The organism is Sphingomonas sp. LR60, assembly GCF_036855935.1.
Lineage (GTDB): Bacteria > Pseudomonadota > Alphaproteobacteria > Sphingomonadales > Sphingomonadaceae > Sphingomonas.
Window position 1 is genome coordinate 3,325,889 of the sequence record NZ_JASPFK010000001.1, and the last position, 12,206, is coordinate 3,338,094.

Annotated in this window: 13 protein-coding genes and 1 pseudogene; 5 read left to right on the forward strand and 9 right to left on the reverse strand. The window is 67.9% G+C overall.

The genetic code is table 11. From position 1 onward, the window contains the following. Positions 1-297: 297 nt before the first annotated feature. Entirely contained in the window at positions 298-846 is a 549-nt protein-coding gene (gene phaR / locus QP166_RS15845) for a polyhydroxyalkanoate synthesis repressor PhaR (protein WP_333916777.1), read from the reverse strand. Positions 847-947: 101 nt separating this feature from the next. On the opposite strand from phaR, the gene QP166_RS15850 reads away from it, so the two are divergent. Then, the gene (locus QP166_RS15850; RefSeq protein WP_443027256.1) at positions 948-1,940 is read left to right on the forward strand and encodes an alpha/beta fold hydrolase; all 993 of its coding nucleotides are present in this window, start codon (positions 948-950) and stop codon (positions 1,938-1,940) included. Positions 1,941-1,992: 52 nt separating this feature from the next. Here the strand turns inward: QP166_RS15850 and alr are convergent, their stop codons facing one another. The 7 genes and pseudogenes from alr to QP166_RS15885 form a co-directional block, all read right to left on the reverse strand. Next, the gene (alr, locus tag QP166_RS15855; protein WP_333916779.1) at positions 1,993-3,039 is read right to left on the reverse strand and encodes an alanine racemase; all 1,047 of its coding nucleotides are present in this window, start codon (positions 3,037-3,039) and stop codon (positions 1,993-1,995) included. A 402-nt stretch (positions 3,040-3,441) separates the two neighbouring features. Further along, complete coding sequence (locus QP166_RS15860; protein WP_333916780.1) at positions 3,442-3,747, reverse strand: hypothetical protein; 306 nt, start codon at positions 3,745-3,747, stop codon at positions 3,442-3,444. A gap of 12 nt (positions 3,748-3,759) precedes the next feature. Continuing rightward, a pseudogene (locus QP166_RS15865) lies at positions 3,760-6,041 on the reverse strand (ribonuclease R family protein). Positions 6,042-6,254: 213 nt separating this feature from the next. Then, positions 6,255-7,031, reverse strand: a complete 777-nt coding sequence (locus tag QP166_RS15870; RefSeq protein WP_333916781.1) for a metallophosphoesterase family protein — start codon at positions 7,029-7,031, stop codon at positions 6,255-6,257. Positions 7,032-7,088: 57 nt separating this feature from the next. After that, positions 7,089-7,715: a DUF1190 domain-containing protein gene (locus QP166_RS15875; RefSeq protein ID WP_333916782.1), complete on the reverse strand. Its 627-nt coding sequence runs from the start codon at positions 7,713-7,715 to the stop codon at positions 7,089-7,091. 10 nt (positions 7,716-7,725) lie between these two features. Continuing rightward, entirely contained in the window at positions 7,726-8,139 is a 414-nt protein-coding gene (locus tag QP166_RS15880; protein WP_184039115.1) for a DUF350 domain-containing protein, read from the reverse strand. Between the two features lie 401 nt (positions 8,140-8,540). Then, positions 8,541-9,143 carry a DUF2491 family protein gene (locus tag QP166_RS15885; RefSeq protein WP_333916783.1) on the reverse strand — a complete coding sequence of 201 codons (603 nt, stop codon included), beginning with the start codon at positions 9,141-9,143 and terminating at the stop codon, positions 8,541-8,543. A gap of 88 nt (positions 9,144-9,231) precedes the next feature. Here QP166_RS15885 and QP166_RS15890 point away from each other — a divergent pair, with 88 nt between their 5' ends. Genes QP166_RS15890 through QP166_RS15905 form a run of 4 tightly spaced genes read left to right on the forward strand, consistent with a single transcriptional unit; the run spans position 9,232 to position 11,583 of the window. Next, positions 9,232-9,657: a YjfI family protein gene (locus QP166_RS15890; protein WP_333916784.1), complete on the forward strand. Its 426-nt coding sequence runs from the start codon at positions 9,232-9,234 to the stop codon at positions 9,655-9,657. A 13-nt stretch (positions 9,658-9,670) separates the two neighbouring features. Then, positions 9,671-10,411 (forward strand): PspA/IM30 family protein, encoded by a 741-nt coding sequence (locus tag QP166_RS15895; protein WP_333916785.1) that lies wholly within the window; start codon positions 9,671-9,673, stop codon positions 10,409-10,411. Between the two features lie 6 nt (positions 10,412-10,417). Beyond that, a complete protein-coding gene (locus QP166_RS15900) occupies positions 10,418-10,918 on the forward strand; it encodes a glutathionylspermidine synthase family protein (protein ID WP_333916786.1) in 501 nt (166 codons plus the stop codon). Continuing rightward, positions 10,819-11,583, forward strand: a complete 765-nt coding sequence (locus QP166_RS15905; protein WP_333916787.1) for a glutathionylspermidine synthase family protein — start codon at positions 10,819-10,821, stop codon at positions 11,581-11,583. Before QP166_RS15900 ends, QP166_RS15905 begins: the two co-directional genes overlap by 100 nt. 113 nt (positions 11,584-11,696) lie before the next feature. On the opposite strand, the gene QP166_RS15910 is transcribed toward QP166_RS15905, so the two are convergent. Continuing rightward, positions 11,697-12,119 carry a VOC family protein gene (locus tag QP166_RS15910; protein ID WP_333916788.1) on the reverse strand — a complete coding sequence of 141 codons (423 nt, stop codon included), beginning with the start codon at positions 12,117-12,119 and terminating at the stop codon, positions 11,697-11,699. Between the last annotated feature and the right edge of the window lie 87 nt (positions 12,120-12,206).

Consider the following 12,206-nt stretch of genomic DNA (forward strand, 5'->3'; position numbering starts at 1 on the left):
CCCAGTTGGGAGACGCTGCTGATACGCGTCGCGTTTCATCATTCTGGCCATCGCAACTGGACCCCGGCCTTCGCCGGGGAACGACAGGGATGGTTCAAACCGGATCGACCAAATCTTCGCAAGCCCGTCCATGCCGAGCCTGCCTCTATGGACGCGCCTCACCCACACCACTCGCGCTGAGCCTGCCAAAACGGGCGCGCCGCACCCACACCGTTCGTGCTGAGCTTGTCGAAGCACGTGCCTCGCGCCCCGCCCTCAAACAAACTCAGAGCAACGGCGGTCGCGTAAAACCCCCGCTCAATCCCCCAGCTTGTCGACCTTGTCCCGCAATTGCGCCAGCTCCGCCTTGAGCGCCGCAATCTCGCCGTCCTTGCCGCCCGCCGCCACCGGGGCCGCCGCCACCGGCGGCTTGAACGCCTGCGCCGCGGCCTCGAACATTTCGAGGTTGCGCTTTGCGATCTCCGCGAAGGGCGATCCCGCGAACGCACCCTCGACCGCGTTCTTGAACTGTGCCTGGTTGCGGCGGAAGCTGTCCATCGACGCGTCCAGATAGTCCGGCACCATCGCCTGCATCGAATCGCCGTACAGCGCGATCAACTGACGCAGGAAATTGACCGGCAGCATCGTCTGCCCGCGGCTCTCGGCCTCCATGATGATCTGCGTGAGGACGTTATGCGTGATGTCCTCGTCGGTCTTGGCATCCACGACCTTGAATTCACGACCCTCGCGCGTCATCGCCGCGAGATGTTCCAGTGTGATGTAGGAGGAGCTTTCGGTATTGTAGAGCCGACGATTGGCGTATTTCTTGATGACGACCACGCCGTCGGTACCATGCTGCTTCTTCATCCCGCGAGATCCCCGTGACCGAACCCGTTCGTGGTATTGCACAAAATGTGGCGCTGCAACACGCTGGATATGGCCCACGGCCGCTGCCGCTGTTCCTGGACATGCTGCGCCGCGAAACTGCAACATCGCCGCAACGCGCCGCCGCCGCGCTCGCCGGATTGCGCCGCTTTCAGGAAGCTCCGCGCAAACGGCGGCGGATGCGACCGATCCGCTACCGCAGCGGCGCTGCCCGACTGCGCGACGGCGCACGGGGCAGCGACGGCGTGCCCGTGGTGCTGGTGCCCTCGCTCATTAACCCGCACTGGGTGCTCGACCTCGCGCCCGGTCGCTCGCTCGTCGTGCATCTCGCCGCTGCGGGCTTCCACCCGTGGCTGGTCGATTGGGGTACGCCGCGCGCACAGGACGCCGGGCTCGATCTTGCCGGCCATGTGACGCGTCGCCTGCTGCCGTTGCTCGGGCGGCTCGACCGACCGGCGCTGCTGGTCGGCTATTGCCTCGGCGGCACGCTCGCGCTCGCCGCCGCTGCCGCTGCTGCGCCGGGCCGCGTCGCCGGTGTCGCCACCATTGCCGCACCATGGCGGTTCGCAGGCTATGGCGACGAAGCCCGCGCCGCGCTTGCCGCGCTCTGGGCACAGGTCGCGCCCGGGGCGCAGGCGCTGGGCGTGCTGCCGATGGAGGTGCTCCAGACCGCCTTCTGGCAGCTCGACCCGACGCGGACGATCGCCAAATATGCCGCCTTTGCGACAATGCCCCCGGAACGCACCGCCGACTTCATCCAGTTGGAGGATTGGGCGAACGGCGGCGCGCCGCTGACCTATGCCGCAGGGGCTGATCTGTTCGAAACTCTGCTCGCCGAAGACCGACCGGGGCGCGGCGATTGGCGGGTCGGCGGTCGACCGGTCGACCCTGGCGCATTACCTTGCCCCGCCACCGAGTTCGTCTCGCTCACCGATCGCATCACTCCCGCGGCCACCGCGATCGGGCTCACCTCGCGCCACGACCTCGCCGCCGGGCATGTCGGGATGATGGTCGGCGGCCGCGCGCGCGCGCTGCTCTACGATCCGCTGACCGAGTGGCTGCGCAGTATCGCGTGATCGGAGCCCGTCGCCCCGGATCGTGTCCCGGACGACGAGCGTGGCGAACGATCTACGACCACACCCGCTCGAACCGATCCGCCAACCCGGTCAGCAACTCATACTGGCTGACCCCGCTCGCCGCAGCGACATGGACCAGATCGTCGTCGAACCGCACCCAATCGCCTTCGCGCACCGCTGCCGCGCTGGCATCCAGCGCCACCAGGTCCATCGACACCAGCCCGATCACCGGCAGCGGCACATCACCCGCGAACGCGCACCCCCGGCTCGATAGCGCGCGGCGATAGCCATCGGCGTAACCTAGGTTGACCACCGCCACCGGCACGTCGCGCTCCGCCCGCCACGTCGCATTATAGCCGACCGTCTCGCCCGCACGCACCGTGCGGCATTGCAGCACCTCCGCCGCGATCGTTGCCACCGGACAGATCGCCCCCGCCAGCCCCGCGACCGGCACGCCGCCGTACAGCGCCAGCCCCGGCCGCGTCAGGTCGAAGTGATAAGGCGCACCCAGCGCGATCCCCGCCGAATTGGCGAGGCTCATCCGCTGCGCACCGGTCCGCCCCGCCAGCGCCGCGAACCGCGCACGTTGCGTTTGGTTGAGCGGATGGCCCGGTTCGTCGGCGCAGGCGAGATGGCTCATCAGCGTGTCGATCACCAGCCCGTCGAGCAGCCCGCCCGCGACCTCGGCCTCCGCCACGCCCAGCCGGTTCATGCCCGTGTCGACCATCACGTCGCACGGCTGCCCCGGCGCGACCAGCCGCCAGCGCGCGATCTGCGCGGCGGTGCTCAGCACCGGGCGGACACCGGGCAGCGCGGGCAACGGCAGGTCCGCCTCGCGCAGCCCGTGGAGCACCGCGATCGTCGCCTCGCGCCCGACGATCAGATCGGCGATCGCCGCCGCCTCGGCCCAGCTCGCGACGAACAGGTCGCGGCATCCGGCGTCGAGCAGCCGCACCACCACCTCGCGCGCGCCAAGCCCATAGCCATCGGCCTTCACCGCCGCCCCGCACGCCGCCGCCCCGCTCAGCCGCGCCAGCGCACGCCAATTGGCGACCAGTGCGTCGGAGGAGAGATAGAGGCGATGGGGACGGTGCGACATGCCCGCCCGGTTAGCGCCTGCCCGCGCCGCGCGCCACTGGTGAGCGGCTTACATGCCTGTGGATAAGTTGGTGGATAGCTGGTTGGCAGGCGGTGGACGAGCGGTTGGCGGTCGGTGGACGATCCGTAGACAAGCTGTGGATTGATCGTTCGCAAGCTGTGGATAGATTGTGGATGACGGGCACGGCGGCGCACCCCGCCGCAGGGGAGCGCCCGACTAAGCCTCCACTAGCCGTCACCCCGGCGAAGGCCGGGGCCCAGTGGGGAAAGCCGAAGAAACGACGCGCAGCGCGCATCATCAACGTCCCCCAGCTGGACCCCGGCCTTCGCCGGGGTGACAATAGGATCAGGTTCGATCCGGGCGGATCAAACGCTGGAAAAGATGTAGGACTTCAGGCCGAGGCTATCCGCCGATCGCCATGGCCCCGGCCGCCGCGAACCCGGCGATCGCCAATATCCCCAGCACCCGCGCCAGCGATTCCTTGCGGTAATCCGACAGCCGCGTCTCGTTGAGCCAGTACAGCCCCTCCGGCGTCTTCTCGATCGCGCCGAACGCCACCATCCGCTCGAACACGCGCCGATCGAGCCGCGACGTCGGCGTCGGGAACTTGGTCGCGGTCTCCTTCGAGGTCGCGCCTGCCGAGGTGAAATGCCAGGTGACGCGGTTGCGCGCCTTGGCGATCAGCGCCGCCATGATCGTGCCGGACATGCGAACTCCTTCTTACTTCTTGCGATTTTGATGACGCAGGTTGCCGGGTCGCCCGCGCCGCTTGAGCACGCGCGGCGGCTTGACGCCCTTCGCCGGCGCGCGCTCGCGCGACGCACCGCCATAGCGTCCCTCGGGCAGCTCGAAGCGCAGCGCCCCCGACACCGGATTGGCCTCGGCGAGCCGCAGCTCCAGCCTTTGCCCCTGCGCATATTCCTCGCCGCTCTGCTCGCCGACCAGCCGCCGCGCCGCCTCGTCGAAGCGGAAATATTCGCCGCCCAGATCGCGCACCGGCATCAATCCGTCGCCGCCGATCCCGTAGACCGTCGCGAAGAAGCCGAAATTGGTGACACCGGTGATCCGCACCCCGACCAATTCGCCGATCCGCTCGGACAGGAAGGCGGCGACGTAGCGGTCGATCGTCTCGCGTTCCGCCTCCATCGCGCGGCGCTCCAGCTTGCTGATCGTCGTGCCCGCCAGCTCGAACTCCTCGTCGCCGTTCAGCCCGCCCGGCCCCAGCGCATAAGCCGACACCAACGCGCGATGCACCATCAGGTCGGCATAACGGCGGATCGGCGAAGTGAAGTGCGCATAACTGCCCAGCGACAGCCCGAAGTGCCCGTGATTGGCCGGCGCGTAATAAGCCTGCGTCTGCGACCGGAGGATCTGCTCCATGATCTCCGGCCGGAACGGCACGTCGCCGATCCGCTCCAGGATGCGGTTGAAGGTTGCCGGCTTGACGACCTGCCCCAACGCGAACGGCACCTCGAACGTCTCGAGATAGTCCTTCAACGCCACCAGCTTCTCGCGCGCGGGCGCTTCGTGGACGCGGTACATGACCGGCGCCTTCTTCGCCTCCAGCGCCTTGGCCGCGGCGACATTGGCGGCGATCATGAAGTCCTCGATCAACCGGTGCGCGTCGAGCCGCTCGCGTGGGCTCACCGACATGATCCGCCCCTTCTCGTCGAGCACCACGCGCCGCTCGGGCAGATCGAGGTCGAGCGGCTCGCGCTTGTCACGCGCCTCCGCCAGCGCGCGCCAACAGTCCCAGAGGTTGGTGAGCGCCGGCAACAGCCCTTCCCCAACCCCTCCCCGGAGAGGCGGGAGATAGATGCATCAATCAGCGCCTGCGCATCCTCATACGCCACATTCGCCACCACCCGCACCACCGCGCGCGTAAACCGCCAGCTCTTGAGCGCCCCCGCCTTCGTCACCTGCAAATGGCACGCCAGCGCCGCGCGATCCTCGCCCGCCTTCAGCGAGCAGACATCCGCCGACAGTACCTCGGGCAGCATCGGCACGACGCGATCGGGGAAATAGACCGAATTGCCGCGCGCCCGCGCCTCGCGATCGATCGCGCTGCCCGGCCGCACGTAGAAGCTGACATCCGCGATCGCGACGATCGCCTTCCACCCGCCGGCATTGGCGGGATCGTCGTCGGGCGTCGCCCAGACCGCATCGTCATGGTCGCGCGCATCGGCAGGGTCGATCGCGACGATCGGCAGCGCGGTCAGGTCCTCGCGATCGTCCCCCAGCGGCTGCCGCGCCGCGCGCTCGGCGGCGTCCAGCGCTTCCTGCGTGAACGTGTCGGGGATGTTATGCTTGTGGATCGCGATCAGCGAGAAGCTGCGCGGTGCGAACGGATCGCCGAGCCGCTGCACCACCTTCGCCATCACGCGCGGCGGCCGCCCCGCGATCTCGGCGCTGACCAGATCGCCCGCCTCCGCCCCGCCGGCGTCGGACACCGGATATTCGCGGCGCTCCTTCTTCTCGACGCCCTGCAACCACAAGCGATCGCCCTCGCGACGCAGCACACCGATGACCTGTTCGGAGGCGGGCGCGAGCACCTTCATCGGATGCGCGGTCCAGCCACCGCCGCTTTCCTCGGTGCGCGCGAGGATCCGCTCGCCGACCCCCAACGCCCCATGCTTACGGTCGCGCACGCGGATGCGCGGGATCGGCACGTCGGCCTCCCACCGCTCGGGCACGCCCCAGACGTTGCCGCCCTGATCGACGTCGACGATCCGCAGCACCGTCACCTTCGGCAACCCGCCCATCTTGTGGAACGCGCGACCCGGGGCGGAGTCGATCAGCCCCTCGTCGCCCATGTCCTTGAGCAATGCCTTGAGCGCGATCTTCTGTTGCGCGGAGAGCCCGAAGGCCCGCGCGATCTCGCGCTTGCCTGCAGGCGTCGCGGAGGAAGTGATGAAATCGAGGATCTGCTCGCGCGTCGGCAGGCCGGGGCTGGGTTTCTTTGGCACGCACGGGAGATAGGGCGTGCGGGCTGCGAAAGCCATCTTTCCCGGACGTGCCCCGGGGGCTGCTTCTTCGCTGCACCTCGGCTGAAAGCCAGGCCGGCACGCCGTAGGATGAGCCCGCCCTGCCCCATCGTCATCCCCGCGCAGGCGGGGATCCAGAACCTCTGACCTGGCGGCTCTTACGAAGACCTGCGCGTCTGGATTCCCGCCTCCGCGGGAATGACGCAAGGGCGCGGGGATGGCGGAAAAGACCTACCGCCCCGCCGCGCTCATCTCGCTGATCGGATACACCGGCTGCGCCGACATCGTCCGCACCAGCGTCTCGAAGCGATCGCCCTCCACCCGGATCTCGTTGAACGCGGGCGGCGAGTTGCGCGTCCGCTTCGACAGCGTCCCCGCGCCGATCAACCGCAGCCGCCAGCCATTGCGCTCATACGGCATGTCGAACGGATCGTGGACATGCCCCGACAGCACCGCATGAACGCCGGCATCCGCCAGCGCCGCCAGCGCGACATCGCCGCGCTTCGTCTTCGCCGTCCCCTGGCTGCCGCCATCGATCAACGGATGGTGCCCGGCGACGAAGATCAGATTGCCGCGCGGCGCCGCCTCGACCAGCGCCATCGTCCGCCGCAGCGACCCCGTGCTCACCCGCCCCTTCGACCAGTTCCAGCGCCATTGCGCACGCGCGGTGGTCTTCAGCGGGACGATCGTGATCCCGTGGATTTCCAGCGGCCGCTCGATCATCTTCTCGACCGCGGCGTAGCGCGAATAGGGTGCGAACAGCCGGCGCAACGGATCCCAATAATAAGGGATGTCGTGGTTGCCGACCTCCAGCGTCACCGGCACGCCCAGGCTCTTCAGCCAAGCGCCGCCCTCGTCGAACTCGCGCTTGGTCGCGCGCATCGTCAGGTCGCCGGTCATGATGACCGCATCGGGCTTTTCTTCCGCCACCACATCGCGGAACCACGCGACCGCGACGGGGTCCTCCGCGCCGAAATGAACGTCGCTGACGTGGAAAAGCCGGGTCATCCCTGTCCTTTTATCGGTTATCCCACCGGCGAACGCGCGACGCGCCGATCGGCTGCGTCAGCCCCCAAACGAGCGGCCGCCGCCCCAGCCGCCGCTTGATCGCGCCGAGACGCGCCCACCGAACCCGCCGCGCGACACCACCGAGCTGCGCGTCTGGATGCGCTGCGTGGTGATCGGCGCGGTGACCGCGCGCGATCCGACCTGATAATTATACCCGCGTCCGCCATAGCCGCCGCCGTACAGCCACGCGCCCGACGGCGTGTACCAGCTGCCGTCGCGCCGGTTCTGGTACAGGCCGTTGTAGCGATAGCCGGACCCGTTCAGCAGCCGCCCGATCATGAACCCGGTCAACAGCGGCACGAAGAAGCTCTGCCCGCCCTCGTTGCGTGCCAGGCATTGCCCGGACCCGAACTGATCCTCGCACAGGCTCTTCTCGTCGAAGCGCGGCGCGGCCTTGCCGTCGGTGTTCGCGGCTTCCTTGGCGGCATTCTCGCACGTCACCTTGGCGAACGCGCCGCTCGCGACGCATTCGTCGACGGTCTTGAACGCCGACACCTCGGTGGGCGGGCCGAACTGCTGCTGGTCGGGGGTGCCGTCGCACCCGGACAGCATCGCCAGCGCCCCGGCGGCGGTCAGCCCGGCGGCGGCGGAGCGCTTGCGGCGGGTCGGAAGGGAATCGGTCATCGCGTCGACCTCAATAGCTCATGCAGGCGGCGTTGAGCAGCCCGACCGCGATCGACGTCGCCGCCATATACACCGCGCTCGCGACATTGCCGGTTTCGATCCGCGCCACCAGATCGCGGATCACGATACGCCGCACCACCAGCGACGCCACCACCTGGATCACGCCGGCCAGCACGCCCCATGCCACGAATTCCAACGGGTTGGCGGTCACCTCCAGCGCAGAGGCCAGCGGCAGCGCGAAGCCGACGATCGCCCCGCCGAAGGTAATCGCGGCGGCCATATTCCCCTCCGCGACCAGCCGCCGTTCGTCATAGGGCGTCGAGACCTGATACAGCCACTTGAAGATCGCGAGGAACAGGCACGCGATCGCAAAAGCGATCAGGAAATGCCCGGCCCCGAACAGAAATGCCGTCGTATCGAACATGCGTGCTCCCCTTTTCTATTCGATCGGCGGTCCTTCTCCCCGTCATCCCGGACTTGATCCGGGATGACGGCGAAGAGGTCGTCCGTCACCGAGCCCTGAATGTCGACCAAGTCTAGAGCATGAGCGCGCCCCCGAAACCGTCATTGCGAGCGTAGCGAAGCAATCCAGGGCGCCCTTGTCCGACACTGGATTGCTTCGCTCCGCTCGCAATGACGGCTGACTCCAGCCCCATCCCCTTGCCAGCCACCAAACCGTCAAACCAACAAGCGGCAAACCCGAGCCCCCGCCCCGTTCGTGCTGAGCCTGTCGAAGCACGTGCGTCACCCACAACGCCCGAAGCACGCCCTGCAACACCACCACCCGCTACGCACTGAACTCCGCCGGCGACAACGGCAGCCCGATCATGATGTCGTGCGTCGTATCGCCCCCTCCGGCCGCGCCGACAGCGCAAGCAGCAGCTCCTGCCCTTCCGGCGCCAGATCGCGGACATAGAGCATACATTGCTGGCGGATCTGCTTCACCGGGTCGCCGTCGCGTTCGTAATAGAGCGCTTCCCACAATTGCACCGGCGGCTGGACGCGCTCGTCGCCATCGTACCAGAAACGGCGGAAGGGTGGCAGCCCGGCCTCGTTCCACACCGGCTGGCTCAGCCGGTCGCGGAACGCCGCATCGTCCCACCCGCCGGTCGCATAGGTCGAGGACCATGGCCGGAACAGCGTGAAGTCATCGGCGTCCAAGCCGTCCGGCTGCTGGCTGACCGCCTGCAGCATCAACTCGTCGTCGGTGTAGAAACGGTGGACATAGCCCCCGCCGTCGTCGAGCTTGATGATCCCCTGCGCGGTGATCTCCAGCGTGTCGCGGTCGAGCGTGAAGGTGCCGCCCGCCAGCCGCCGCCACGCCAGCGCGTCGAGCCGCACCATCCGGCCGATCGTCACGTCGCGCACCACCGCCACCGCGCTGCGCGCGTCGTCGCGTCCGCCGCCGAACAGGCTGCCGAAGATCATGTCGCGCGCATTCCCGTAAGCCCATTCACCTTGCCAAAGGCTGCGGGCTTATGCTTGGAGTGTCAAGCATACCGAGAGGACGAAGAGCGTGGACGATACGGCACGGGTATGGACGATCGGGCGACTGGCCGAGGCGCTGGGCGCCGGCGACCATGCCGCGGAACTGAGCGTCGAGCGCGTCGGCGACGTGCTGCGCGTCACGATGCACGACCACGGCGACCTTGCGGTGTTCCTGAGCGTCGCAGGCGAACAGATCGTCGTCTCCAGCCTGTTGTGGCCGGTCGACGAGATGGACGACGACGCCGCCTTCAACCACTTCCTGCTCAAGGCGCAGAAGCTGGTGCCCTTGTCCAATTTCGCGATCACCGAGGTCGACGGGCGTGAATATTACGAGCTGATCGGCGAGCTTTCGATCGAGTCGACGCTGCGCACGATCCTGATCGAACTGCGCGTGCTGGCGCACAACGCGCTGGATGCCGCGGCCGATCTGCGCCACGCCTTCGCCGCTGCCTGAGGAATACTGACCGATGTCGATGTGGAAGCAATTCGTCACGCTGATCCGCGGCTCCGCGCATGAGGCTGGCCAGTCGGTGGTCGACGCGCGCGCGCTGACGATCCTCGACCAGCAGCTCCGCGATGCCGGGACCGCGCAGGCCAAGGCGCGCGACGATCTCGCGACCGTCACCGCCAAGCGCCGGCTGATCGAAAAGGATATCGAGCAGCTCTCGGCACAGCGCGACAAGTACGAAGCCTCCGCCCGCGCCGCGATGGGGCGTGGCGACATGGACCTCGCCCGCGAGGTTGCCGAGCGGCTCGCGCAGATCGAGCGTGAGCTGAACGCCAAGACGCCGCAGGTCGCCGACATGCGTGGCGCCGAGGACCGGATGCGCGGGATCATCAAGCAGGGCGACGGCAAGATCGAGGCGCTGCGCCGCGAGGTCGACGTCGTCCGCGCCAACGAGAGCGTCCAGCAGGCGCAGGCGCAGATCGCCAGCAACACGCACGGCGCACAGTCGCAGCTCGGCTCCGCCGCCGACAGTCTCGCGCGGCTCAAGGAGCGGCAGGCGGTGCGCGAGGAGAAGTTCCGCGCCTCGGCCGAGCTGGAGGACATGCGCACCGGCGCCGACCTCGACGCCAAGCTGGAGCGCGCGGGATTGTTGCCGGGCGCGTCGAGCGCCGACGACATCCTCGCCCGCCTGTCCGCCCCGCGCGATGGCGGCGAGGCACGGCGCGAGGTCGGGCGGCTCGACGACAAGTCCGGCGGCTGACACCCGGTGGAGCGGACCGTCATCGGTGAGCGTGCCGGGTGGGAGGAGACCGCCCGCGCGATGGGTTTCACCTTCCATCACATGGATGGTCAGCGTTACTGGGACGAACGCGCTTATTACCGCTTCTCGCTCGACGAAATCGAGGCCGGCATCGAGACGCCGAGCGCAGAGCTGCACTATTTTTGCCTCGATCTTGTCACCGAGGTGGTCGGAAGCGACACGCTGATGCACCGGCTCGCGATCCCGGACGCGATGCGCGACGTGGTCGCCGCGTCGTGGAAGGCGAACGCGCCCTCGCTCTATGGTCGCTTCGACTTCGCCTATGACGGCACTGGTCCGGCCAAGCTGCTGGAATATAACGCCGACACCCCGACGAGCATCTACGAGACCGCGCTGTTCCAGTGGCAGTGGCTCGAAGACCGCATCGCCGACGGCACCCTCCCCCGGACGCCGACCAATACAATCGCCTCCACGACGCGCTGGTCGCCCGCTTCGACGCGCTGCTAACCCCTGGAAGTACCTTGCATTTCGCGAGCGTCGCCGATCATGAGGAAGACCGGCAGACGGTCCGCTACCTCGAGGATACCGCGCGTCAGGCAGGGCTCGACCCGGCGTTCGTCGCGATCGACCGGATCGGCGTCGACGAGGACGGCCAGTTCGTCGACGAGGAAAGCGTTCTGATCGCTGCGCTTTTCAAGCTGTACCCTTGGGAGGACATGCTGCGTGAGCCTTATGCCGCGCACCTGCCCGCGACCAAGACGATGTTCCTCGAACCGGCATGGAAGGCGATCCTCTCGAACAAAGGGATGCTCCCGCTGCTCTGGGAACGCCACCGCGGCCACCCCAATTTGCTCCCCGCCGCCTTCGCCGACGATGCCGTCGGCGCGGCGGCGATCGGCGAGCGCTTCGTCCGCAAACCCCTGTTTTCACGCGAAGGCTGGGACATCGAACTCCACGACGGCAGCGCGGAGGATCGCGGTCCGGAAGGCGGCTACGGCGAGGAAGGTCACATCGTCCAGGCGCTCAGCCCGCTGCCGGTCTTCGACGGGCAACATGCGGTGATCGGCTCGTGGATCGTCGGCGACGAGCCGGTCGCGATGTCGATCCGCGAGGACGACGGCCCGATCACCCGCGACCTCGCCCGCTTCGTCCCGCACGCGATCGTCGGCTAAGACCGCCCGTTAGGCGTCACCCCGGCGAAGACCGGGGCCCAGCCGGGAAGGCCGTTGTTACAATGCGCTGGGCGTCGTCACCTACCTTCCGCAGGTAAGGTGACGCCCAAAACCTACATCGCCGCCACCCCACGACTGTCGCTGACCTCCAGCCAATATCCATCCGGATCCTGCGTGTAGATCTGTCGCACGCCATCGAACCGCGTCTGCATCGTCCGCGACTTGCCCGCCAGATCGGTCCACGGCCGCTTGTGCGCGTCGAGCCACACGGTTACGCTCGCCAGATCGTCAACGTGGATCGCGACGTGCTCGTTGATATTCGAAGGCTTGGGCGCGGTCCGGCCGTCGAGGATGTGCATCGCGAAGCCGTTTCCGAGATCGATCCAGCGCCGGTTGGGCAGCGGCTGCTTGATGAGCTGCAGCCCGAACGCCTCGTGGTAGAAGGTCGCGCTGCGATCGATGTCCGACGCCTGGATCGCGACATGCTCACCCTGCGCGGCGGCAGCGAGAACAAACAGGGCAGATAACAACGACATCGGTAACGCGCTCCGGCAGAAATCAGGTCAGCCACGCTACCGCATTTCGCGCCGTACGCCAGCGCGACGTTGGTCTGTCCTACACGC